Below are 26,182 nucleotides of genomic sequence, written 5' to 3'. Positions count from 1 at the left end.
AAATTTATTATAAACTTGCATTTATCTAATTGATATTAATTATCATTATCTTTTAATTGTATTCTAATACTTTTTTCTTGATATTGTCAATAGCGGTGCTGTCGCACAATGAAAAATTAAGAAGTTAATTTTAGTAATTCTGTAAGAATTACATCAATAATTCTTCATTTTTAATTTTCAATTCTTAATTTGGGTTGTTTGTGCGACAGCCCCATTCCAATATACTATTTTATTAAAATAATCCTTATACCAATTTACTTATATTTAATAAAAGGAGCTGTCGTAATGACAGCTCAATCTTCTTTGTGCGACAGCTCCTAATCTTTATAGATACTAATTATATTCTTATTGATTGAGGAAAATTAAAGAAATTTAAGGGATCAAATTTCTTCTTAACTTCAACTAACCTACATGCATTTCCTCCATAATATGCCTCTTCATAGTTTGATAATAAATCATATGGAAAGTTTACATAAAATCCTTCTGTTATCTTTTTCAAATAATTAACTTTAGAATCTAGCCACTTTCTATTTTCTTTAGCATATTTTGACTCTTCCCATACTGATTGCATACCAATAATATAATTTGAATCTCTATAATAAAAAGCTGTTTCTTTATTGCTTTTATCTTTAACTGCCCCTCCAAGACCATAGAAGGTTACTGCAGTAAAGACAGACCCTTGAGGTCTACTATTTACAACTCCAGCTAAATTATATAGTTCATCTTTTGTATACATCCTATTAGAAAAAGCTCCTGTTGATTTAAATTTTTCACTAGCAGGGTATAATTCTTCAATTATACTTATTGCTTCTAAGAATGTTGTATATCTAAACAAATACTGTGCATTTGGAACTCTTAAAAATTGTTTTAGTATTTTTTTTATTTCTTTTTCTTTTCCATAAAATAATCCTGCAATATCTATTCCTTTACCTTCTACATAAGAGTTATAAAAACTAGCCCGTAAATTAGCTCTTCTATCTAAATGTTTAAATAAATTTTGATAAAGATTCATTATATACGCTTGTTCTTTTTGACTAGATTTAGGATAAAGAATTCTAAATATAGTTACATTCTCAACCTTAGGTGGAAGCTTAAACTTTAAGGAAGTAACAACCCCAAAATTGCTACCCCCTGCACCTCTTAAGGCCCAAAACAAATCTGGATTAACTCTACTATTTGCTTTAATAACTTGTCCCTTATAATTAACCATTTCAACTTCAACTAAATTATCTGTTCCAAGTCCAAATAGCCTTGCAGATAATCCCCATCCACCACCTAGCGCATAACCTGATAATCCTACTGTCGGGCAAGTACCTCCTGGGAATGGATATCCCCTTTTACCTAGAAAATCGTAAAGCATAGAATTTTCTACACCAGATTGAATTTTTACTGTATTCTCTTTGTAATCTATACTAATCTTTCTCATCTTACTAACATCTATAACTACAACGTTATTGCCTACTGAATACCCTTCATAGTTGTGTCCTCCTGATCTTATTCTTACTGGACTATTCTTTTTAAAGGCATCTTTTACGGCACAAGCAACATCAATTGTACTTTTGCAATATACTATTTCTTTAGGAAATTTCTGAATAGATTTATTATATATTTGCCTATCTTTATTATAATTTTTACTTTTCTTAGTTACTATTTTCCCTTTAAAACAGGTTTCTTCTTTTGATTTCATACTATCAATCCCCACTTTATAACTTTATAATGATTTATCTATCATTACAGTATATGGAGAAATTTTCTTTTTTGATAAACATTTATAACATAATAATAAATTTAAACTATAATATTACTAACGTCTAATTTTTTAATAGACTTTATTAAATATCTTCTAGAAATAATTCCAGATAATAAATCTGCAAAGGCATATGATAACCAACAACCAATAGGTCCAAGCAGATTCCCTAGTATTGAAATACATGGTATAAAAATAATAACCATTCTTAAAAGTGAAAATAAATATGCCTTATTTGCCATACCAATAGCTCTAAAAGCAGTTCCTCCTACCCATTGCAATGCTCCAATAGCTGCAAATAATAATGCAATTCTTATATTAGGCACTGCATATTCTAAAATAGATGCATCTCCTTCAAGAAATAACCAAGCTATTTCTCTAGTGAATACCATTGCCATCATACTAGTAAATAAAACTATAAAAAATACATACTTTAATGTTAGTTTAATAGCTTTAAGTACTTTATCTATCCTCTTATCACCATAGTTATATCCTAATATTGGTTGCATTGCTTGAGTTACTCCTGAAACAGGCATAAAAACAAGATTTTGAATCATTCCAAAAAGACCTATCGCTGGCATTAATTCTATTCCACCAACATTTATCATTACTTTATTAGCAACTAATAGTCCTAAATTTGAAACAATCTGGCTAATAAAAGAAGATACTCCTATAGAAAACATTTCTCTCACTAACTTAAAATCTAATTTAAAGTATTTCCACTTTATTTCTAAGATACTACTGCCTTTTAACATCTTAATAATTCCATATATAAAGGATAAAAAATTTGCAATTGTCGTTGCTAAAGCTGCACCCTGTATCCCCCATTTAAAAATAATCATAAAGATATAATCTAAGATTATATTTGTAAGTGAACCAATAACTAATATAATCATTGATTCCTTTGATTTTCCCTCTGATCTAAGAAGTTGTCCAAATATAAATGCAGTAGCCATAAATGGTATTCCAATTAGAAAAATACTAAAATATTCTTTTCCTAATAGTAATATCTCACCTTTTGCACCTAATATTCCTAAAATAGGTTCTAAAAATATTATAGAAATAATAGATATAATTATTGAAATACTAACTATAATAGTCAGGCTATTACCATAACATGCCTTTGCTCTTTCTATATTCTTTTCTCCAAGACTTCTTGATAAAATATTTGCTCCTCCAGTTGCTACTAACATAGTAAAAGTCATAATTACTCCTATAAATGGAATAACAATAGCTACTGCTCCAATAGCTAACTCACCTATAATTCTTCCTATAAATATTGAATCAATAACTTGATAGAGATTATTGACAAATACAGCTAAAATAGATGGTATAGCTATATTTATTAATAATCTACCGATATCGTCATCCCCTAAATCTACTTTTCCAAATAAATATTCTTTACATTTATTTATACTATTCATAATATACTCCCCCTAAAACCTTATATTTAGATTTTAACAAGAATAATATTTTATATGTTGTTTCCTTTTGCTGTATTTATCATCTTATATTGCTTTCATTTATATTCTTTATTCGTATTAATATCTATAGCAATTTTTATCTATTAATCTCTACAAAATATTGCTCTCCTACCTTACAGCTTAATGTAAATTCCTCATTGTCAATTATATTAAAACTGCACTGTGGCATTGCACTTCTCCTTATAACTTCTTTTTCTCTTTCATTAATAGGAAATTGATAACTAGGATAATTTAAATTTAATTTATGGACAATAATTTTATTAAATCCTTTTGGTAATTTAATAGTAATATCTTCTCTTACATCTTTATTATTTATATCTTCTTTCTTACCTATAATAAATATTTTATATTCTAATTCCTCTTCTCCAGTTATTAGATAATTTTCAGTACACTCTAATATATTGGGATTAAGTATATTTAAAAAAACATAGAAGTAATATAATGATGTTTCTATACCATTTTCTAATATTAAATCATTTATAGAAATACATTCTTCATAAACAATATCTTCTTTTATACTTCTTAATAAATTTCTATATCTATAATAAATATTATATTTCTTATCACTTATTTCATTACTAATATTAAATCTCCCTAAATCAAGATTATATAAAGAATCTCTATCTTTTAGCTTTAAAATATCTTCTATAGGACTAGTACTATTTAAAATAAAATTGAATTTCGGCATAAGTTTTTTGCTTTTTTTATTTATAGATGATAAATCAATGATAGTGTCCTTCTCAGTATTTCCCTTAAATTTCTCTATAAATTCTAAATAGTTTTCCATATTATTTTTAAGAAAATCTTCGATATTATCATCTTCTAATTCAGCATATATCTCATCTTCCTTCACTATTTCATGCATTTTTCTATATTCACTAGGAGTATATGAAAAAATTTCTTTAAACTTTTTAATAAATGCTGCCGAAGAGCTAAAACCAATAATTTCACTTATTTCATTTATATTTTTATTTGTCTTAAAAAGTAAATCTCTCCCCTTATATACTCTTATATTATTTATATAGTTATTTAACCCTCCAAAACCTTTATAATTTAAAAGGTGGGAGATATAGTACTTATTAAAATTTAGGATTCTTGCTAATTTATCTAAGGTTATTTTTTCTCTATAGTTTTCACTAATATATCTACTGAATTCATAATTTTTTTTAAGAATATCCTCATCTAAATTTGCAACTCTTCTATAAAATTCCGTTAGATCAAATTCCTCAATAATTAACTCAATTAAACTTTCTTCATAATAATCATATAAGGACTTATTATTATTTAACCATTTAAGTTTACCTTTGTTCCTAGAGGCTTCTTCAAATAATTTATTAATTAAATAAATTTTTAATATATATTCTATAACTTTATCTACAGCACTCTTTTTTTCCACTAAATATTCTGGATTGCAAAGATAATCATCATCAGCAATACTTCTTATATATCTACATCTAAATATTTCTCCACTAAGCTCACCATGAAGTTCTCTTATTAATTCTTCATTTATATGTACCATAATTATTGAATTTTCTTTTCCAATAGTTTTTATTTTATGAATATCTTCATTATTAAGTATGTATAAATCACCAGAAGCTAGAATATATTTATGATCTATTTTATTTACTTCTAACTTCCCATTTATTACATATAACATCTCTATACTATTGTGATAATGATATGATGTTCCTATTTCTTTAATAAATTTTACATTTATTTTAATATCCTTATCTAAATAATCAACCCTTTTATACATAACTCTCCCCCATATCTCAATTCTCATATCTATATTTTACTATAAATACCATTCATATTATTGATTATTTTTCCAAATATACTGTATTAAATTACTTTCTTAGACTATAAATAAATTAGAGCTATCTCTAATGAATTTTTACCTTCTTATAGATAGCTCTAATTTATTATATTAAGTTGCTTTTACTTTGTTTTATTCATTCTAGGTATAAATACAGCTAATGAAAATTTATTAATTATAAATGTATTCAATACTTTTATTTACTATATCTATCATTTCATTAATTGTAAGCTTATTATTTTCAGAATAATACGGACTTTTTTCACATTCTATTTTATTAAACTTTTCAAGTACATTATTTGATATATCTAACATCTTAGCATTATTAAGCATTTTTATATATCTTTCATTCATTATATTTAAGTCATGATCTTTTGAACAATCTTCTATAATTACTTCATAACCTTTATCTTCTAATCCATTTAAGAAATTCTTATAAGCTAATATTTTATCTAATATTTCTCTACCGTAAGTACTTCTTTTTAAGATAAATACTGATGAAGACAAAGCTATAACTGGTGCTATAGTCACTGATAATAATGTACTAAATTGAACATTAACTTCCGATGCAGACATCTCATACAATATAAATCCTATATATATAAAGCATACTAATATTGTATTGATTATATTCTTCGCAGTAAACCTCTTATCATTTATAGCTTTGTTATTAAAAAATAAAATACTATAAATAGTAATTAAAATCGGAATATACATTACTACGGAATTCAAAGATTCACTATAAGTGTAAAGACTAAACTTAGATACTTCTAAGTGAAACTGATTTATAGGAATAAATGATATTCCCAAAAGTACAATTGATAAAATAACTGAAAATATACTTATTAATTTTTTTGATCTCTTAAATTCTGATTTAACAGCTTTCATTGCTTTTTTAATCTCTTTATCTATCAATTCACTTTTTAAGTTTTTACTAGTTATCTTATTTTCATATTTAAATAATGCATTAAAAAGATTAATCTCATAGTTTTTATGATTACCTTCTAAATCTTTAATTCTAGTAATTGTAAACTCGTCCTTATTTATAACTTCTATACTTAAATATCCTTCTGCTGCCCAATTATTAATTAATGATATAATATCTTTTGCTGAAATACTATTTTTGTAAGCAAAAGCTAATTCAGCAGAGTTAAATTCATCAAAACTATTATATTTCGATTTAAAGGAATATTTTTTTTCCTTGAAAATTAAAAACATTAGAATAGAAATTATAACTACCGCACCTGAAGTATATGCTATAGTTGTTTTTGCTTCTATATTCTCTCTTACAAACAAATTACTATCACTCTTTAATGTCATAGCAACAGTATCTTCTGGATAAATTCTTCCTAAAACTTTAAAGGCTAATGTGTTATCTGTAGTTTTTAGTGTATACCCCTCATTTTCACTGCCGTAACCATTAATTAATGTTACTTCATTGGATAGTATAGGAATTTCAGAATTTATATTTACTTCTAAATTATTTAACCAATAGTATCCACTTTGCATTTTAAATATAAACTTTTGATCTCCTTTTAAATCTGGTGTTACTTTATAGGATGCAATAAATTTATAAGTCCCTTTTTCCTTTGGAATTCTTATATATATTCCATCAAAGACTTCTATTTTACTATTATCCATACTAGTTTCAGTTATATCTATTTCACTAACTATATCAGCAAAGTCTCCCTTCCAAAGGATAATATAATCATCATATGGATATACTTCAGCAGAGTTAACAACTATCTCAAATCTTCTCTCAATTAAATATTCCTTTGCTTTATTAATATTTATATTCATTATGTCTTTATTAACAATGTACGGATACTTTTTCACTGGTGCATTCTTAAAAAGCCCATCATTGAACTTTGCCTTAATAACAATATCATCATATATATTTATAGGTTTAATTGATTCTATAATAATTTTATTATCCTCAAGACTATATTTAGCTAAATCAGTCTCTTTACTATCAGTAACATATTCACCCAAATTTAAGTCCTCAATTTTACCATCAGTTGGATATACTATTTCCACTTTAAACTTCTCTACTCGTGCATTTAAATCTCCTAATAGATTTAATCTAAAATAATCTCCATCAGGAACTTCGTTTTCATAATAATTAAGAGTATAACTAATTACATATCTTTTATTACCAGATACCCCACTATTATTTATTTCAATATATGCATCCCTACTATCTTCTCTTACTTCAATAGCCTGGCCATCAACATATACATCTGATATTGTCCACTCTTCATAAACTCCATTTAATTCAATTGTTTGAGTTATAAGATCTATTGGTTCTTTAAAAAACATATCTATTGTTTCAGTAATCATACATTGCTTTTTATCATTTACCTCAACATTTACATTGATATTCTTTATATAATAACCTGGATCATAACTATAATCTTCATCATCAGCTTTAACACTTACTGTAGTTGATAAGAAAAAGATTATAAAAATACTTATAAATATAGTAAGTATTGTTTTCGTAACCCTTCTCATAATTAACACTCTCCCCTAAAAGCATCTTATATAATAATTATTACATATGAATTTTTAAAATAAAACTAAAAATGAATATTTTTCCATAATTTTTGTAAACGTATTTTTTTATTTACTTAATTGCAATTTAAACCTCAATAATTATCAATTTATAATCTAATAATATAAAGTAATATTTTGATTAATTCCCCCTAAAAAAAGAAAAAGTGCCAACTTCGTCGACACTTAAAATATAACTAAAATAATTCTTTGTTAAATTGTTAATATATAAAAACTTTATTATTTAATCTGCATTATAAACTGCTTCGTCAAGCATTCCCTCAGATTTTGCAACTACAACACTTGTTGCTGCATCTCCTACTACATTTAAAGATGTTACAAGCATTTCTATAGGTCTATTTATAGCAAGAATTAATGAGTAAGCTAGTATTGCAGCATCATTGTTATATCCCATACCTGAAAGTACAGTAAATAATATTATTGCTCCTGCTCCTGGCGCTGCTGGAGTACCAACTGATGCTATTAATGCTATTAATGAAATAACAACTATATTTCCTAATGTTACATCATATCCTGCTGATGATGCTATAAATATTGTTGCTATAACTTGCATTATTGCAGTTCCGTTCATATTTATAGTCATTCCAAGAGGTAATATAAATGATGCTATATCCTTATCAACACCTAACTCTTCAGTTGTAGTCTTTGTATTTAAAGGTAGTGTTGCCGCTGATGATGAAGTTGAGAAACCAAATAAAGCAACTTTCCCCATTTTCTTTACAAATTTAATTGGGTTAAGTCTAGCTGCTATTGCCACAAATATTGCATAACCAAATATTAAGAATAGTAATAAAGATATTACTGTTACTACTACATACACTAATGCTGGTTTTAAATTATCTACTCCATATATTGCAAAAGTTCTTGTTATAAGTACAAAGATTGCAATTGGTCCAAACTTAGTTATTACAAAAGTTAAAAATACAGTAATAATTGAATTAACCTCTTCTAATACAGTCTTTAGTACTTTTATCTTATCACCTAAATTATTAATGCATAATCCTGTTACCACTGCTATAAATACAACTGCAAGTACTTCACTGTTCTTTGAGAAAACAGATAAAATATTATTTGGTATTACATTTACTATTACAAGTAATGGATTTTTAGAACTTGCAACTCCAACTTGTGCTGTAACATTATCTACATTTGCAGTAAATAAACCTAAGTTTTTAATTAAAAATCCTATTATTCCAGCTAATGCTAATGCAAATATTGATGTTATTAAAAATCCTGATATAGTTTTAAATGAAATACGTCCAAGCTTCTTAGTATCACTTATCTTACACATAGCTAACGCTATAGAAGTAAATACCATTGGTACAATTATAAGTTGAAGTGAGTTAACAAATAACTGTCCTATAATATAAAAAATACCTAAAGCATTTGTTGCACCTTCTGCTGATATATCTTGGAATAAAATATTATTTATTTTTGTCCATGTATCTACATTTCCATTTGAAACTAAACTTTCTCTTAGTAATAAACAACCTATACCTACTACTAATCCTAAGATAAGAGCAATTGCCATTTTTATAGCTACTTTATTAGTATTATTGTTATTTCCTTTCATGTCACATTCTCCTAATTAGTTATTTCCCTATTTATAAAATCTAAACAACTATAAGAGTTACTAGCTAGCTTGTCTTTTATAATAAATAAAAAAGCCTTCCTAGTAAGGAAGGCTAATATAATTCTACTCTTAGTTTTCTATAATTATATATTTCTTATTATAGAACTAAAACTTATAAGCATACTATAACTTCCTTGCTGATTTCTCGAATCAATTTAAAGGGATTTTTTCTTATGTTAGATTATCATCCATTGCAAGTCTTGTCAATGCTTTCAGCTGATTTTTATACAATATACTATAAGTTTTTATTTTCTAAATATTCATTCAGTAATACTTTTACATATATTAATATTATTTTTATCCTAATTTCTAATTTTATATTACTAATTATTCATCTACTTTATCATTATCTGCTTTAGAAGCCATTAACTCTAATATATCCCTAGAAGTAGCCATTAAATCTGTTTGCTTACTAGAATTTTTAAGCATTTTTATCATCCATTCACAAACTGCATATAAAAATACTGATATAACCATTGCAAATGTGCCAAAAATAACATTGACTAAAGAAATCCCTTCTGAATTTCCATAAAATACTGTATAAAAGCTTTTACTCACCATTAGTAATACTCCACCAATCATACCAGATATAAGTATAACAATGCCCACAATTTCTAACAATCTACATAACTTATTATTCTCCACTTCTAATACTCCTTATATTTAAAGTTTTATAGTCTCTACCTTTTTTCTCAATCCTTTTACAGCTTCATTAGTGTCGTTAGCTTTCATAATAGCTGAAACTACAGCTATTCCACTAATCTTAGCTCCTTTAAGTATATCAGAGTTTTCTTCATTTAGTCCACCAATAGCTACAACTGGTATATCTACTAATTCACAAATTTCTTTTAGTGTTGAAACTTCAGTTATTACAGTTTTAACCTTTGTTGTAGTTGGATATATAGCCCCAACTCCTAGATAATCTGCACCCTCTCTAACAGCTTCTTCAGCCTGCTTAAGGGTTTTAGTTGTAGCACCTATTATCTTATTACTTCCAAGTATTTTCCTTGCATATCTTACATTAATATCACTTTGCCCTAAATGAACTCCTGCAGCATCTACAGCCATAGCAATATCTATTCTATCATCAATAATTAATGGTATATTGTACTTATTAGTAATTTCTTTAACTTTAAAGGCTAATTCAAGATATTCTCTACTTGTTTTATCCTTTTCTCTTAATTGAACTAAGGTAACTCCTGCATTACAAGCCTCTTCTATTTTATTTAAAAACTCCTTTTCTTCAAATCCTGTACTATCTGTTACTAAATATAAACTACAATCAAATTTCATTTATTCCACCACCCTTATCTTAGATTTTTCTATTATATCCTTATCATTAATAGTTGAAATATTATCTAATAAATCTACTTTAAAGGATGCTGTTCCCTTTGCTTTATTAGATAATTCTCCACTTATTCCCATAATCAAAGTTCCAAGTATTGCTCCTTCTAATACAAAGCCACTACTTATACATGTTGCAATTAAAGCATTTAACATACATCCTGTACCAGTTATCATAGAAAGTTCTATGCATCCATTCTCAATTACATAAGTTTCATTTCCATTACTTATTAAATCTATCTCACCAGTTGCAACTACTATTGAATTAGTTTTATTTGAAAGATTCTTTACTATATTAATATTATTATTAATAGTCTTCTCAGTTGTATTATCTTCATCATTAACATCGACGCCTTTAGAATTAGTAACTAATCCTAAAACTGCTTTTATTTCTGACATATTTCCCTTTATAACATTTGGTTTGCATTTATTTATAAACTCTAATGCAAACTTTAACCTAAGGTTACTACAATTAACCCCAACTATATCAATAATTGAAGGTATATTATTTTTATATGCTACCTCTCCAGAAATCATCATTGAAATCATTCTATTATCACTTATATTACCTAAGTTTACTGCTAAGGCCTTAGCAGAAGTTGTTATATCTGAAACTTCTCTTTTGTTTTCTGCCATTATAGGTTTCCCACCAATAGCTAGTACAACATTTGCACAGTCATTAATAGTAATATGATTGGTTATACAATGAATAAGAGGCTTTTCAATTATTAATTTATTTTTGATATCCAGTAGCTTCTTTATTGAAAAATCTTCTTCCTTCATACACCTTGCCCCCTAATCTATCTTGAATTTTAGCAAGCATTCCAGTTTTTCTAAGAGCAATTAAGAATACATATGCCGCAGCTCCTCCCATAATAGTTGCTGTTATAAACATTGGAACATAGAAAAATGCTGTTAATCCTTCTTTTCCAACTAAGTAAGTCATCACAGGATATGAAACTATTGCACCTATTACTCCTGTTCCAATAATTTCACCCAATACAGCAAAAATAAGATTTCCCTTAGAAAATCTATATAAAACTCCTGATAAAAAGGCTCCAAACACTGCCCCAGTTAAAGCTAGTGGAGGTATACCCATAAACATCATTCTAATAATTCCTATTAATGTTGCACATAAAAGTGAATACCAAGGTCCTAAGAATACTGAACATACAATATTTATTAAATGAGCTGTTGGACACATACCCTCAATACGCAATATTGGAGAAATTACTACTCCTATAGCTACCATAATTGATAAAAAGACTGTTTTTAATACTTTTGATTGATTATTCATTTTGTTCCTTCCCTTCAGAAAATATTTATTTTAAGCTTTTTGCTTAATGACTAACTATTTATGATAGAGTCCTTTCTTAAAACAAATATTGCTAAAGGCATATTGTAAACAAAATAAACAGCGCGTTAAAAGAAAGGATCCTATCCTCTTCTAAATCGGTCGCAGCTCAAAAGCTACCTCTCATCTTGAAACACAAGCTCCCTCGCTATTTAATTGTTCTGCCCACACATACCTTAAGGCGCTCCCCTAAAGATATGATAAAAACTATTGGTATTTTTAAAATAATTTTTATAAGGCTTTTATGCAAAATAAAAAGCTCTCCTCTTATAAGGAAAGCTTTTACTAACATTCATATCAATATTAATATTAAAATCAATTTGCTTCCCTTCGTAAGAATTACCTTAATCAGGTTATTAGGGTCTTTGAGTTTAGGCTCTTTTCTCAGCTGCCCGATTGCAGCTCCCCTAGCTATATTATTTTGTATCTCTTTTTGAATTTTATAATTTTATGGTATCACTATAAAAATTATTTGTCAATATATTGATATTAAGCCTTTATTATCTATTTACCTTTGATTCCTTCATAATCTCTAGGATTTTTTAAACATATTAATTAATGTATTTTTTTAATATTTATACTTAGTATTAATATATATTTCACCATATAAATGTAATTTATATAATATTATTTGCTAAAAAGTCCAGCTCCCTCTACTATCTCCTGCTCATTAAATAAATCTAAAACCGCTTCATTATATCCCTTTATATTTTGAGATTTTTTAATTTTCTTACCATATTTCTTGTTATCAGAAAAAATATAAATCATATATCCCCAAAGTTCTTTCATTCTATATAAGGCTATATTATCATCTTTAAATACTTCTCTATAGTTAAATAAAATATCATCATGGAAATCTTTTAACACTTTCTTATCTAATAGTTTTCCATCAGTAATTTCATATATTAATCCTGGATTTGCAAGAATACCTCTTCCTATCATTATTTCATTTGCTTCAGAAAAGTCACTTTTAAAATCTTTATAATTCTCTACTGTAAAAATATCGCCATTATAACATACTGGATTAGTACTAGATGTTAAGGCATATTTAAAAACTTCTAAATTAGGTTTATTACCATAAAAATCTTCTCTAGTTCTAGGATGGATTATCAACTCTTTTATAGGATATTTATTATATATTTTTATTAACTCATAGAACTCTTCTGGTTCATCTCTTCCTATTCTAGTTTTTATTGAAATTTCTATATCATCTTTTTTATATATTTCATCTAAAAATCTATCTAACTCTTCTCTTTTAGCTAAAAACCCTGATCCTCTTCCTTTAGATACAACCGTTCCAGAAGGACATCCTAAATTTAAATTAATTTCATTATATCCAAGATGTTGCAATTTTTCTGCTGTATTTATAAACCCCTCTGAGTCATTAGTAAGTATTTGAGGAACTATGTACATTTCTTTATTGTTTTCAGGTAATATATCTCTAAGCTCTTTTGTTTTAAAACTTCTACTACTAGTGGGAACTATAAAGGGTGTAAAGTATTTATCTATATTATGAAAATATTTTTCATATGAATTTCTATATACGAATCCTGTGATTCCTTCCATTGGTGCTAAATAAAATTTCATTTAATGACTCCTTTATTATTAATCTAGAAATATTATATCAGCCTTCTTTTATATCATCTACTTATTCTATGTTTTTTCTTTATAAAAATTATTATCCACACTTTATAATATTCTATTATTTCCTAGGTAATAAAATGCGAAGCATTTTGAAATAAAAAAATAGAGATAATGAAAAAATGAAAAAATGAAGGAAGAGGTTTTGCTATGCAAAACCTCCTTTATTTATAGATGCTCTAATAAAAATCTCTAAAGATTTTTATTAACATTTTTTCATTATTTAATTTTTTCATTCTTTCATTTAATAAAATGCTTCGCATTTTATTACTCTTTCTTTAAATTTCATTTCTTTTTCCTATTGGTAATAATAAACCTGATTTTTTCAATATAGGTCTTATTGCATTATAAATAATTACTACTAATATTACAGAAACTACCGCATTTATAAATGTAGTAACTGCACTTAATTTAGCTAAAATAACAGCTGCATCTTGAGGTTGTCCTAATATATATTGCTTATAAAAGAACCCAACAACAGGATCTGCCACTACATTAAAAGCTAGTCCCCCAATTGATGCAATAATACTCCATTTGAAAATATACTTCTTATCATCACTTTCACTGATTTTTGCAATTCTATGTGCAATTAATCCTGTGATTAATCCAATACATAATTTTAAAATAAATGTTTTAGGTGCCACTGTTATATATACAGGATCTATTAAGTCTGCAATTGTCAATCCAACTGCTCCTGCAAATCCCCCATACCATCCCCCAAGTAACAATGCTGCTAAAACACAAAATGCATTTCCAATATGAATTGAACTTGCATCTCCACTTGGTAGTGGAATTTTAATTTGTAGATAAGTAAAAGATACAAAACATAGTGCTGCTAATAATGCTGTTTGAATTAGTTTCTTAAATCTAACTTCTTTGTTCAAAATAATTGCCCCCTTTTAATTATAAAACTTATAATAAATTCTATGACCCCATGGCAAATATGTCAATTGTATCCATACAATTCCGCAAATACATTCTAATCTATCAATATTATTAAGTTTATTATGCTTAATTTTTAAATTACGAACTAAAAAATACCACATATTCATTTGAATAATACGGTATTTTAACAAGTTAATATTTATTTTTATCTTCGTAATAGATTAATATTGTGTTGTATTAAATTAAACATAAATCTTTTAGATATATGGTCAGTTGTAATGCTCTTAAAAACTGTTACTAATTATTTGTAGAATAGATTATTAAAAACAGTATTCCAATAACAACAATACTGGTAATAATCCTTGTAAGCAAAGACCCTTTTGTTAAGTTACTTAAATCACTTATTTGTGAACGATTTACGGAATCTGCAAAGTTAGCCATTGGATTTTTTTTATATTCCTCAATTTTACGTTTATCTTCTTTATCCATAATTTTACCCCCTATTATTTACTGAGTAGTTAATAATATATTACAATTACGAATTAATTATACCATATTTTTACAATGACGTGCTATTCAATTTTCAAAGATCAAATTTTCTTAATTAGTTTGCAATAATTTCATTTTCCGAATCAAAAGTAAAAATGAGGAGGGTTTTAATATCAAAACCTTCCTCATTATGCATAGTTATTATCAGTTTATTACCATTCGTTGTAATTTCATAAAAACTATTCTAATATATCACCATTTGATGATATAACTTCTTTATACCAATCAAAGGATTTCTTTTTCTTACGAGAATAATCTCCTGTTCCATCATCTTGCTTATCTACATAAATAAAGCCATAACGTTTCTTCATTTCACCTGTAGTTGCACTAACTAAATCAATAGGCCCCCACATTAAGTAACCAAAGCAATCTACTTGATCTTCTTCAACAGCTTTCTTTAGCTGAGTTAAATGCTTACTTAAATAATCAATTCTATAATCATCTTGAACACTACCATCTTCCTCAAGCTTGTCTATAGCTCCAAGTCCATTTTCTGTAACTATAATTGGAAGTGAATATTTACGATAAACATAGTTTAATAAGTATCTAAGTCCTATTGGGTCAATAGCCCATCCCCATTTACTCTTTTCTAAATATGGATTTTGAACTCCTCCAAAAAGTGTCTCTTCTCCATCTTCATCACCCTCATGATGTCCAACACTAGTTGAATAGTAATTAACTCCTATAAAATCTAACTTTCCATTAAAGAATGACATTTCATCTTCCTTAGAAATTTCAATATCAATATTTAATTCTTCATATTCCTTAAGTTTGTATCTTGGGAAAGTACCATTACACATAGCATCTATTTGATAAAAGTCACGATCCATATCTTTAAAAGCATTTAGTACATTAACTGGATTGCAATTAACAGGATAAACTGGTGTTAATCCAAATACGCATCCAACTTTATTATTAGGGTCAACTTCATGTGCTAATTCAACAGCTTTAACACCTGCTAAAGTCATATTATATCCAATAGTAGCTAATGTTTGCTTCTTTTCTTCCATTTCACTAAACTTAAGACCAGCTATAATATAAGTAAATATATCTGATGCTTCAGTTTGTGGATCTATATGATTCATTTCATTAAAGGTTACCCAGTACTTAACTTTACCCTTTAAGGCTTCTAACATAGTCTTACAATACTTTAAGTAAAAATCAACTACTTTTCTATTAGTCCATGAACCATATTTTCTTACTAAATTCACAGGCATCTCAAAGTGATATAGAGTTATAATTGGTTCTATATCATTTTTTATCAATTCATCTACAACATTTATATAGTATTCAATTCCTTTTTGATTTGGCTCTTCATCATCACCATTTGGATAAATTCTAGACCAATCAATAGAAATTCTAAGAGCTTTAAAGCCCATTTCTTTAAATAAAGCAATATCCTCTTTATATCTATGATAAAAATCAATACCTTCATGAGATGGATATCTTTTTCCCTCTTCAATCTCTTTACATATTTCACGAGGAACCTCATAGGAACCAGTAGTAACTAAATCCATGATTCCTATTCCTTTTCCATCCTTATTCCAAGCACCTTCACATTGATGGGCAGCTATACTTCCACCCCATAAAAAATCTTCTTTAAGTTTCATATTAAAAACCTCACTCTATATTATAGAACTACTTTAATACATTCCTCTTCGCTAGTTATAAAATCTTCTTTTACTGGAATTACATCTAAGTAATCTGCAGTGTTTGTAACTACCATTATTATAGTTGGATCATATCCTTCTTCTTTTACCTTTTCAAAATCAACTTCAACTAAAGGTTGTCCTACAGTTACCATATCACCTTGCTTAACTTTTAAATCAAAATGCTTTCCTTCAAGTTCTACTGTATTAATTCCTATGTGAATCAATATTTCAACTCCATCATCTGTTTTAATTCCAAAAGCATGTTTAGTTGGGAATACAGTAACTACTTCTCCATTAGCTGGTGCAACTACTGAATTAGTATTAGCTACTATACCAACCCCTTTACCTAAAGCACCACTTGAAAATGCTTTATCATCAACTTTAGCTAATTCTATTAAATCACCTTTTGCACATCCATTAATTACAGTTTTTTTCATTATTGAACCATTAACTTCTGAATCAACAGCTTTAACTTCTGCTATTTTTCTATCATTAGATTTCTCATCTTTTTCTTTAGGAATTCCTAATATATATGCGGCAATGGCTGCTGCAACAAAACCGATAATAACTGCAATAATCATTGAATAGAAGTTTTTATAGTCACTATTTCCAATGTATGATGGTAATCCAGCTAATCCCCAAGCCATAGCATAAGTTTTAACGTTAGTTATACCTGCAAATAGACCTCCAAGTCCACCACCAATCATAACTGCAATAAATGGTCTTCTAAATTTAACAAAAGCACCATATATAGCCGGTTCTGTAACTCCCATTAATGCACTAAATCCAAAAGTACCAAATAATTGTTTTTGTTTTTCATTCTTAGCTCTTAAGAAATATCCAACCATTGCACCAGCAACCGCTATATCAGAAATTGTACAAGCTGCATAGAATACTGGATCATACCCAATTTCGGCATGGAATTGAACAACTATAGGAATAATAAAGTTTCCTGCTCCAAGCATAATTAAGAATGGTTGAAGAGCAGCATATAATGCAATAACACTCCAGTTACCTAAAGTATCCATAAGGAAAGTACAAACATAACTCATACCATTTCCTATCCAAGTTCCCACTGGTCCAAAGAACATTAAAGTAATAGGTAAACAAATTATTAAAGTAAATACTGGTACTAAGAAATAATGTAAAAATTGTGGCATTATCTTCTTTAAGAATTTTTGCACATATCCCATAAACCATACAGCTAATATTATTGGAATAAATGAGTTAGAGTAAGTAGTTGCAGGAAGTGAAATTCCAAATATACTTAATCCTTCAACTCCATTAATTCCTTCTGATAAAAGTGCTGCTGCAAGAGCAACTGCTAAATATGGACTAGCATTTAACCTCTTTGCACAAGACATTGCCATGAATATTGGCAAGAAGAAAAATACTGCTGAACGAATATTATCTAATAATAAATATGTAGGACTTTCTGCTGAAACTAATCCTGTTAAAGTAAGTAATGATAAAACCCCTGCAAGCATTCCAGCAGCTATAATTGGCTCTAATATCGGAGTCATAGACTCTGAGAATAAATCTAAAACTGCCTTTACTGGATTCTTCTTAACTTTTTTATCAGATGCATCACTTTCACCACTAATTCCAAGCATAGAGATTAATTCACTATGTACTTCATTTACATGAGTTCCAACTATAATTTGATAAGCAACATCATTAGATACTACATCAACTACTCCATCCATATTTTTAATTTCTTCTGTTTTAGCTTTTGAACGATCCTTTAAAGTAAATCTAAGTCTAGTCATACAATGAACAACAGCTTGAACGTTATCTTTTCCACCAACTAACTCTATAATCTTTTTATTAAAATCTTGATACTTCATTATTCTTCCTCTCTTCTACTTCTGTTTGTAACTCTATGAATATGAAGCATTAAGTAAGTTTCTTCATCTATAGAAAGCTCACAATTAAATTGCTCCTTTACATAGAGTTCTATCTTTTGTATGCATGCATATGCTTCTGGATAAAGAATTCTGATTTGTGAGTTTAAATCTTTATCATTATCGTTATAAATTTTTCCATTTTGTATTCTGTGTATAAAATATTGAAGATGGGTTATTAATCTCATGTAATTTAATGATGATTCATCAATTTTCAATCCATAATGATATTGAATGATGGAAATAATATCTCTTAAAACTTCCATACTTTTAATGGTTTCATTTAAATTACTTTTTCCCTCTTGTAAGTTAACAAAATGCAAGGCAATGGAAACAGCCTCATCCTCTGGAAATTCTATATTATATTTTTTCTTCATCTGATCTAAGGCATAAATTCCTATTTCAAAATGCTTTGGATAGAATTTCTTCACTTCCCATGTTAATGGGCTACGAATAAATTGTCCTTTAGCAGCACGTTTTAGTGCAAAGTTAATATGATCTAGTAATGTCAAACTTAAATAGTCCCCAGCTTTTTCATTTAGTAGTTTTTCACCATACTCTATTATGTCGTTTAGCATAATAATTTCACTTTCATCTGTATTAGCTAAAAGATAACTAAAGTGCTCTAACATATCATTAGAATCTAATACATATGTCTTCTCTATTTCACTTTCAGTAATTGTTTGCCCTACCTTTTTTTTGAAAGATATTCCTCTTGAATAAACTATTACCTCATTTTTACCTCTTTTAACAACTGCCACATTATTATTTAAAATTTGACTTACTTTCATCTTAAAATACTCCTTTCTAGAAAAAAAACTCAGATTAGATAGAAAAGGACCTTTCTATCTAATCTGAGTTCTGCCTGCTTACCAGTTACATACTCAAAGTAATAACTACATCGTTACTACTAGTTTTTCTTCTAGCGTCATTATAATATAGATTTTTTTTAGTGTCAACGCTTACAATAAGTTTTTTTAAGAATTTTTATAATAACTTACAATACAAATAAATACCTACTATATAAATAACAGTATCATTTTTTTATAATTAAAATCCACATCATCTCCTTCAAATACTAAATGATGTGGATTTATTTACTTATTATTTTATGTTTAATGTCTTAAAATTTATTGAACTTTCCGCAACAAATTTATCTAGAGTACTATATAAAATTTCTTTATCAATTGGCTTTGCAATGTGATCATCCATCCCATATTCTAGTGCTTTAGAAACATCTTCATTAAAAGCATTTGCAGTCATTGCGATAATAGGAATAATTTTACTATCTAAGTGACCAGACCTACGTATTTTCTTAGTAGCCTCATATCCATTTAGAACTGGCATTCTTACATCCATTAAAATAGCATCATAATAACCTGGTGATGAATTATCAAACTTCTCAAATGCTATCTGTCCATTCTCTGCTGTTTCAATATTTGCTCCCTTATATTTAAGAATTTCACTGGCTATCTCAAGATTTAACTCATTATCTTCAACTATTAAGAATCTCTTTCCAGAGAAATCATAGTTTACCTCTTTATTTTGGTCCTCTACTCTAAACCTATCTGACTTTATTTCAATATATGAGTTATCATCAATATTACTCTCATCAACTTCAAAAGGTATTTCTACAGTGAATTGACTTCCTTCCCCCTTAATACTACTAACATTAATGCTTCCATTCATTAATTCAACTAAGTTTTTTGTAATAGAAAGTCCAAGGCCAGTTCCACCATGTTTTATACTAGTATCCATGTTAGCTTGTTCAAAAGGTCGGAAAATCCTTTCTAACTCTTCTTCATCCATTCCAATACCTGTATCCTTAATTATAAAACGTATTCTTAGCTTTCCTTTTCTTTGAATTACTTTAATTGTTAATGTTATTTCCCCGCCCCTTGGCGTAAACTTTAAAGCGTTTGATAATATATTAATTAAAATCTGATTAACTCTCAGTTGATCTCCTATAATGTTATTGTATTTTATTTCTGAGAAAATAATATTAAATTTAATATCCTTTAACTTTGCTTGTGGATTAATAATAGATTCAATATTCGAAGTGAAGCTATTTAAAGTAAACTTCTCTGACGTAATACTCATCTTTCCACTTTCTATTTTGGACATATCAAGAATATCATTAATAATACCTAAAAGAAATTTTGAAGATATCTCTATCTTATTTAAACAATCCACTATCCTGTTCTTATCATCTATATTTGAATTAGCAATATCAGTCATTCCTATAATTGCATTAATTGGAGTTCTTATTTCATGACTCATACGTGATAAAAAATTCCTTTTAGCATTATTTGCACTTTGAGCTAAATTAAGTGCATCCTTTAAATCTCTTTGTGAATTTAAAATTTCAGTAATATCGGTTAAATTAATAACATATCTTGTTAATTCCTCATCTTGTATTACTGGATATATTCTTATATGTAACCATCTACTTTCTAAGGTTTCTGGATTTTTTATTTCTATTTCCCTTTCTTTTACTTTTCTTTGATTAGTATTGCATAATTCTTTTAAGTTATCTAAGTCCTCATTGCTTATATATCTCCTAAGTACATTTGTATCAGCTAATACTTTTTCTATTGTAATACCAAACTTTTTTTCAAAGTTACTACTTACAAATTCAATTTTATTATCTTCTATATTATACATTAAATATACATCATCAATATTTTCTGTAAGCATATTAAACAATACTTCTCTCGACAAAACATCATGACGACTTCTTTTTGATATGATAAATGCAAAGAAAATAGATGTAATACTAATAGCAATAGAAATAACAATTAAAAATATACTTGTAAAAGAATATGTTCCTTTCCCCTCATCAACAATATATGATGCTCTCCTTAATGTAGAATTAATCATTTCATTTAACAAATCATCAAGGCTATTTACTATAGGCAAAAATTCTTCCAGATACATTTGTCTTCCTCTATCTATTTCACCACTTTTAGAAATTTTTATAATTTCATATTGCTTATTTCTCATCTCATAAATTTTATCAACGAAAACTTTTTTCTCTGCTCCAGTATATTTTTCATAAATTATATGATAATCTTCTTCTATACTTCTATAAATATCACTTATTTCATCCTCAATCTCTTCAATAGGAGTACTGTCATATTTATTGGTTATTTGCCTCATATATTGACTTATACTAGATAATTTCCAGCGTATATTCCATTCAGCATTAGATAGCTCATAAGGAGAATCATATATTTTCTCTGTCATTTTATTCATTTGAACAATATTACGAAGAGTTACAAATGAAAGTATAATAGCTAATATGCAAATAATAGCTATTATTGGATATGTAATTTTATTCGACTCCAAAATTTTACTTTTCTTAAAGCTACTAATCATGTTCTTTTACCTCATCTAAATTTTCAAATGAAATACTTAAATATACTCCAATCAATAATCTATTTCTAAAGTGTTATATCATTATAAGTTTAAAATAATTCTTTAATAATTCATCTAAATCTAAGAGCTTAATCCTTTAATTTTTATCTGAATATAAGCTCGATAATTCCTTAAACCTATTTGAAGCAATCTTAAGGCACTCCTTCAATTTTGGAGAAAACACTCCACACTTATCATTTAGTATCATATAAATAGCCTCCTCGTGACTATAAGCTTCCTTATATGGCCTTTCTGTAGTCAATGCATCATAGCAATCAGCTAAAGATACTATTTGCGCCCAAATAGGTATATCGTCACCTTTTAACCCATATGGATAGCCACTTCCATCCCATTTTTCATGATGATATTTACAAATATCATAACAATACCTTAAGTACTCATCATCACTTATATTATTTATTAAACTTAGGATTTCACTTCCTTTTGAACAATGAGTTTTCATAATTTCAAATTCTTCTTCAGTTAATTTATCTGGCTTTAATAGGATAGAGTCTGGTATTGCAATTTTCCCAATATCATGCATAGTAGATGCTGCTGCTATTACTTCAATTAATTCATCAGTTATTCCATACTCAGTATAGAATTGTGACAGAACCCTTAATAATTCATATGTAAAATAACGTATTCTTTTTACGTGTTTACCTGAATCCATATCCCTATATTCAATTACAGCACCTAAAATTTCTATTATATTATTATTAAAATCGTTTATTCTCTTTGCCTGATTAATTATTTTTTTGTTTTGCTCATTTAACAAATTAACCTGCTCTTCTATCAATACTTCCATTTCATTTTTATGCTTAAAAAGCTCTACTAAATTTCTTACACGTCTTTTAATAATAATAGAATTAAATGGTTTTTTTATAACATCTAAAACCCCTAACTCATAACCCTTTTCTTGATATTCTTCTGAGTCAAAGGAGGTAATAAGCATAACTGGTATATAGTTTAATAAGCCTTTACTTTTTAGTATTTCTATAGTTTCAAATCCACCCATTACAGGCATAACAATATCTAATAAAATAAGTGCTATTCGTTCTTGACACTTATCTATAATACTTATAGCTTCACTTCCATTTTCTGCTTCTAAAATATTATAGCTATCCTTAAGTAGCTCTTTTAAAATATCTCTATTTATCTCCACATCATCTACAATAAGAATAGTATCACGCTTTACCATAATACTCCTCCTTACTTTTAAAACATCCTAATCAAAGTAGTTAACTCCATATATTGTGATTTTATTCTCTTCACTACTTCATCCAATGAATCGAACTCTTCTTTTCTTACACTCTCAACCATTTCAGCACATGTTTTAGATAACTCTACAAAGCCTAAGTTACCACTTAAGCCTTTTAGGGTATGGGCATATATTTCAATATTTTTATAATCTTTTTTTTCTAAAGAATATATTAACATTTCAAAATTCTTGTCTTCTAAAAATTTATTTAATAATTTTTTATATAGAACCAAATTATTACATAATCTGGAGGTTGCTCCATCTATATCTACTCCAACTTCCTTTAATTCTAATAAAAACCTCTCTTGCATAATATCTCATCTCCTATGTTAAATCTATTTATCACTATTAAATGCTTCTAAATAATTTATCTATTCTATCTATAATAAAGTTTTTACTATAAGGTTTTAGTAAATAACCATTAACTTTATATTTTGATACTCTTTTAATTGCATCGTGATCATTTCTTGCTGATGATATTAAGACTGCTGTACTTTCAAATTTTTTAGTTTCCCTTAAATATTTAAGCATTGTAAAACCATCTATAACAGGCATCATTAAATCTAATATAAATAAATCTATTTTTTTACCATGCTTTCTCATTTCTTTAATTTTCTTTATCGCTTCCATACTTTCATTAAAAATTGTAACTTCATAACCATATGTTTTTAAAAGATTCGCTAATACTAATAATGATATATCATCATCATCTACTATAACTATATGCTTTTTCCTTTTAACAACACTCTTAGTATTTATAGAAATACTAAAATTATCTCTAAATTTATCTAATGAATCTATTTTTTCTAATAATTCTATATCATCTGATATTAAAGAAGATTCTTCTTTAACTTCGCCTTTTATTTCTGCTCCATATTTAATAAATATATCTCTATAAGTTTTCATTAACTCATCTTTAGATACAATTTCAAATTTACTATTATCATTCTTTTCATATTTACTATTTGAAATTAAAATCAATCTCTTATCACTATATCTTCTTGCTAGCAATCTAATAAGATTAAACTTCTGTTTACTACTAGTATCATCTTCCACCAAAATAATATCATAATTCATTTCGTTAATTATATTTATTAAACCTTCTGTGTATCCTTCTAAAACATTAACTCTTATATTTGAATAAGTTAATTTATTTATTAACTTCTTATATTCTAAAGAATCATTTAATAAAAATAAAGTTTTTATCATATTATCCCCCTCAAAAATACAAAAATCCCCTTAAAAATAACCATATAAACTTCTAATTATTTTATTAAACTTCTAAATATTTTAAACAATAATTATACATTTAATATTTTTATTTTTTTACTCCACCATTTATTGACATTAATTTAATATTTTATTATTATATTAAACTGAAATATATTTTTAAATATGTGTGACTTAATTTTCACAGTGACAATTTTGTTAAAGGAGGAAATGATTTGAATAATCTTGGGTTTAGTTATCTATTAAAAAGCTTAAACATTTCACCTTCAGAAATGGCAAAAGAATTAAATGTAGATAGAACTTTAGTTAGTAAATGGAAAAATGGTTCAAGGAAAATAGATTTAAATGCACTCTATTTTGATAACGCTATATCTTTTATAATTAATAAAAATATGGAACTAAAAAATAATTTTCTAGAAAATTTATTTTTATCTATTTATAATGAATCTATAAACCATTCCAATTATGAAAATCATTTAAGAGAACTATTAAAAAGATTTATTATTGATAATTCTGATAAAAAAAATGTTTCAAATATAAATAAAACTTCAAATAATTCCTTATACACTACTAATATATCAATTTATAATAATCAACATGAAAGTTTTTTAGGAATTCTTCATATACTAGATTCAGCTATTAATTATGGCGAACCTCAAAAGCTTTATTTTGTCTTTAATAAGTCCTTTGACTCATTTAGTGATAATAAGGAAATTAGAAATGATTGGTTAGATAAGGTTATAAAACTTTTAGATATGGGTTGTGACTTAGATCTTATTTATTCCTTTAGTAAAAGTTCAAAGTTACTTTTATATCTTACCCCTATACTATTGCATAAAAATTGTAAATCTTCATATTTTATTGATTCATTTGACGACACTCAAAACTATTCTTTACATATTATAGAGAATAAGGGCGTTTTTTACTCTTCTTCTCAACGTGTCGATTATGAAACTTTTAACTATGGTGCACTTTTTACGGATCCTTTTACTACTAACTTTTACATTGCGCTTACAAAAAATATTCTTTCAAAATCATTTAATACATTTTTTGCATCTACTCTTTATAATGTTCTAGGTAGTTATGAGTTAAATAATAATAATAGACTTAATAATGAACTTACTAAATATAATACTACATATTATTGTAATACTTTTCCTATTCATACTGTAATGAATGATGAATTATTCTATGAAGTACTTTGCAATTCAGTAAGCAATAAGGAAGATATAGATAAGTATTTTGAACTCTTTAAAATAGCTAAAAAAGATATGTATGAAAGTTCAACCTTAAGTACTATTGACTTTTATTCTATAGATTCCCTTATAAACTTTTCTACCTCAGAAAACATAGTCTATGAAAGTGAATCTGATATATCACCAAAGCTAATTCTTACAAATCAGCAGTTTAAGGAGCATTTAAATGACTTAGCTAATTACTTATTGTCTACGGAGAATTATAATATTTGCTTAATTCCTGAAACAACAATAACTAATAATGAATTATTTTATTGTTGGTGCAAAAAAAATGAATTTCTTGTTACCTTCACTAATAGAAACTTATCAGACATTAAATTATGTACTGAAACCTCTTATATTAATTCTGTTTCTAACATATTTGAGAGGTACTTTTTACTAGCATCAGAAAACTATAAGAATAAAGATATAGTTGCAAATTTCTTAAGAAGTTTATAA

20 protein-coding genes and 1 riboswitch are annotated in these 26,182 nt (G+C 27.0%); of the genes, 1 reads left to right on the top strand and 19 read right to left on the bottom strand.

The genetic code is table 11. The features are described 5' to 3' along the window. Window positions 1-337: 337 nt before the first annotated feature. From GPX08_RS11210 to GPX08_RS11120, 19 genes are all read right to left on the bottom strand, one after another. Window positions 338-1,687 carry an FAD-binding protein gene (locus GPX08_RS11210; RefSeq protein WP_156626904.1) on the bottom strand — a complete coding sequence of 450 codons (1,350 nt, stop codon included), beginning with the start codon at window positions 1,685-1,687 and terminating at the stop codon, window positions 338-340. A 101-nt stretch (window positions 1,688-1,788) separates the two neighbouring features. After that, window positions 1,789-3,171, bottom strand: a complete 1,383-nt coding sequence (locus GPX08_RS11205; protein ID WP_156626903.1) for an MATE family efflux transporter — start codon at window positions 3,169-3,171, stop codon at window positions 1,789-1,791. A gap of 136 nt (window positions 3,172-3,307) precedes the next feature. Continuing rightward, on the bottom strand, window positions 3,308-5,014 hold the full coding sequence (locus tag GPX08_RS11200; RefSeq protein WP_156626902.1) for a helix-turn-helix domain-containing protein: 1,707 nt from the start codon (window positions 5,012-5,014) through the stop codon (window positions 3,308-3,310). A 204-nt stretch (window positions 5,015-5,218) separates the two neighbouring features. Further along, window positions 5,219-7,558: a DUF2207 domain-containing protein gene (locus GPX08_RS11195; RefSeq protein ID WP_156626901.1), complete on the bottom strand. Its 2,340-nt coding sequence runs from the start codon at window positions 7,556-7,558 to the stop codon at window positions 5,219-5,221. Window positions 7,559-7,841: 283 nt separating this feature from the next. After that, window positions 7,842-9,191, bottom strand: a complete 1,350-nt coding sequence (locus GPX08_RS11190) for a cation:dicarboxylase symporter family transporter (RefSeq protein WP_156626900.1) — start codon at window positions 9,189-9,191, stop codon at window positions 7,842-7,844. A 387-nt stretch (window positions 9,192-9,578) separates the two neighbouring features. Further along, entirely contained in the window at window positions 9,579-9,896 is a 318-nt protein-coding gene (locus GPX08_RS11185) for a hypothetical protein (RefSeq protein WP_156626899.1), read from the bottom strand. Between the two features lie 18 nt (window positions 9,897-9,914). Then, window positions 9,915-10,544 (bottom strand): thiamine phosphate synthase, encoded by a 630-nt coding sequence (gene thiE, locus GPX08_RS11180; protein ID WP_156626898.1) that lies wholly within the window; start codon window positions 10,542-10,544, stop codon window positions 9,915-9,917. Continuing rightward, window positions 10,545-11,378 (bottom strand): hydroxyethylthiazole kinase, encoded by an 834-nt coding sequence (gene thiM / locus GPX08_RS11175; RefSeq protein WP_156626897.1) that lies wholly within the window; start codon window positions 11,376-11,378, stop codon window positions 10,545-10,547. Then, window positions 11,329-11,892: an energy coupling factor transporter S component ThiW gene (thiW, locus tag GPX08_RS11170; protein ID WP_156626896.1), complete on the bottom strand. Its 564-nt coding sequence runs from the start codon at window positions 11,890-11,892 to the stop codon at window positions 11,329-11,331. The genes thiM and thiW overlap by 50 nt, the downstream gene beginning before the upstream one ends. Before the next feature lie 365 nt (window positions 11,893-12,257). Then, a riboswitch (TPP riboswitch) is annotated at window positions 12,258-12,368 on the bottom strand. A gap of 208 nt (window positions 12,369-12,576) precedes the next feature. Continuing rightward, window positions 12,577-13,536: a diguanylate cyclase gene (locus GPX08_RS11165; protein WP_156626895.1), complete on the bottom strand. Its 960-nt coding sequence runs from the start codon at window positions 13,534-13,536 to the stop codon at window positions 12,577-12,579. Window positions 13,537-13,868: 332 nt separating this feature from the next. Next, window positions 13,869-14,474 carry an ECF transporter S component gene (locus GPX08_RS11160; RefSeq protein ID WP_156626894.1) on the bottom strand — a complete coding sequence of 202 codons (606 nt, stop codon included), beginning with the start codon at window positions 14,472-14,474 and terminating at the stop codon, window positions 13,869-13,871. A 298-nt stretch (window positions 14,475-14,772) separates the two neighbouring features. Continuing rightward, window positions 14,773-14,964 carry a hypothetical protein gene (locus tag GPX08_RS11155; RefSeq protein ID WP_156626893.1) on the bottom strand — a complete coding sequence of 64 codons (192 nt, stop codon included), beginning with the start codon at window positions 14,962-14,964 and terminating at the stop codon, window positions 14,773-14,775. Between the two features lie 239 nt (window positions 14,965-15,203). Next, a complete protein-coding gene (locus GPX08_RS11150; protein ID WP_156626892.1) occupies window positions 15,204-16,634 on the bottom strand; it encodes a family 1 glycosylhydrolase in 1,431 nt (476 codons plus the stop codon). Between the two features lie 20 nt (window positions 16,635-16,654). Continuing rightward, window positions 16,655-18,523, bottom strand: coding sequence for a PTS beta-glucoside transporter subunit IIBCA (locus tag GPX08_RS11145; RefSeq protein WP_156626891.1), 1,869 nt, complete (start codon window positions 18,521-18,523; stop codon window positions 16,655-16,657). Next, window positions 18,523-19,371, bottom strand: a complete 849-nt coding sequence (locus tag GPX08_RS11140; protein WP_156626890.1) for a PRD domain-containing protein — start codon at window positions 19,369-19,371, stop codon at window positions 18,523-18,525. The genes GPX08_RS11145 and GPX08_RS11140 overlap by 1 nt, the downstream gene beginning before the upstream one ends. 313 nt (window positions 19,372-19,684) lie before the next feature. Next, the gene (locus tag GPX08_RS11135) at window positions 19,685-21,958 is read right to left on the bottom strand and encodes a response regulator (RefSeq protein ID WP_156626889.1); all 2,274 of its coding nucleotides are present in this window, start codon (window positions 21,956-21,958) and stop codon (window positions 19,685-19,687) included. Window positions 21,959-22,094: 136 nt separating this feature from the next. Continuing rightward, window positions 22,095-23,198, bottom strand: a complete 1,104-nt coding sequence (locus GPX08_RS11130; RefSeq protein ID WP_156626888.1) for a response regulator — start codon at window positions 23,196-23,198, stop codon at window positions 22,095-22,097. A 17-nt stretch (window positions 23,199-23,215) separates the two neighbouring features. Continuing rightward, window positions 23,216-23,569 (bottom strand): hypothetical protein, encoded by a 354-nt coding sequence (locus tag GPX08_RS11125; protein WP_156626887.1) that lies wholly within the window; start codon window positions 23,567-23,569, stop codon window positions 23,216-23,218. A 37-nt stretch (window positions 23,570-23,606) separates the two neighbouring features. Beyond that, entirely contained in the window at window positions 23,607-24,467 is an 861-nt protein-coding gene (locus tag GPX08_RS11120) for a response regulator (protein ID WP_156626886.1), read from the bottom strand. Between the two features lie 236 nt (window positions 24,468-24,703). On the opposite strand from GPX08_RS11120, the gene GPX08_RS11115 reads away from it, so the two are divergent. Next, entirely contained in the window at window positions 24,704-26,182 is a 1,479-nt protein-coding gene (locus GPX08_RS11115; RefSeq protein WP_156626885.1) for a hypothetical protein, read from the top strand.

The sequence above is a fragment of the Clostridium tertium genome (assembly GCF_902652255.1).
GTDB lineage: Bacteria > Bacillota > Clostridia > Clostridiales > Clostridiaceae > Clostridium > Clostridium tertium_A.
The sequence above is the reverse complement of the archived record's forward strand: the minus strand, read 5'-3'. Positions and strand labels throughout refer to the sequence as shown.

Coding starts and splice junctions, on each gene's coding strand:
- GPX08_RS11210 (WP_156626904.1), bottom strand. CDS start 1,687: ATGAAATCAAAAGAAGAAACCTGTTTTAAAGGGAAAATAGTAACTAAG.
- GPX08_RS11205 (WP_156626903.1), bottom strand. CDS start 3,171: ATGAATAGTATAAATAAATGTAAAGAATATTTATTTGGAAAAGTAGAT.
- GPX08_RS11200 (WP_156626902.1), bottom strand. CDS start 5,014: ATGAGAATTGAGATATGGGGGAGAGTTATGTATAAAAGGGTTGATTAT.
- GPX08_RS11195 (WP_156626901.1), bottom strand. CDS start 7,558: ATGAGAAGGGTTACGAAAACAATACTTACTATATTTATAAGTATTTTT.
- GPX08_RS11190 (WP_156626900.1), bottom strand. CDS start 9,191: ATGAAAGGAAATAACAATAATACTAATAAAGTAGCTATAAAAATGGCA.
- thiE (WP_156626898.1), bottom strand. CDS start 10,544: ATGAAATTTGATTGTAGTTTATATTTAGTAACAGATAGTACAGGATTT.
- thiM (WP_156626897.1), bottom strand. CDS start 11,378: ATGAAGGAAGAAGATTTTTCAATAAAGAAGCTACTGGATATCAAAAAT.
- thiW (WP_156626896.1), bottom strand. CDS start 11,892: ATGAATAATCAATCAAAAGTATTAAAAACAGTCTTTTTATCAATTATG.
- GPX08_RS11165 (WP_156626895.1), bottom strand. CDS start 13,536: ATGAAATTTTATTTAGCACCAATGGAAGGAATCACAGGATTCGTATAT.
- GPX08_RS11155 (WP_156626893.1), bottom strand. CDS start 14,964: ATGGATAAAGAAGATAAACGTAAAATTGAGGAATATAAAAAAAATCCA.
- GPX08_RS11150 (WP_156626892.1), bottom strand. CDS start 16,634: ATGAAACTTAAAGAAGATTTTTTATGGGGTGGAAGTATAGCTGCCCAT.
- GPX08_RS11145 (WP_156626891.1), bottom strand. CDS start 18,523: ATGAAGTATCAAGATTTTAATAAAAAGATTATAGAGTTAGTTGGTGGA.
- GPX08_RS11140 (WP_156626890.1), bottom strand. CDS start 19,371: ATGAAAGTAAGTCAAATTTTAAATAATAATGTGGCAGTTGTTAAAAGA.
- GPX08_RS11135 (WP_156626889.1), bottom strand. CDS start 21,958: ATGATTAGTAGCTTTAAGAAAAGTAAAATTTTGGAGTCGAATAAAATT.
- GPX08_RS11130 (WP_156626888.1), bottom strand. CDS start 23,198: ATGGTAAAGCGTGATACTATTCTTATTGTAGATGATGTGGAGATAAAT.
- GPX08_RS11125 (WP_156626887.1), bottom strand. CDS start 23,569: ATGCAAGAGAGGTTTTTATTAGAATTAAAGGAAGTTGGAGTAGATATA.
- GPX08_RS11120 (WP_156626886.1), bottom strand. CDS start 24,467: ATGATAAAAACTTTATTTTTATTAAATGATTCTTTAGAATATAAGAAG.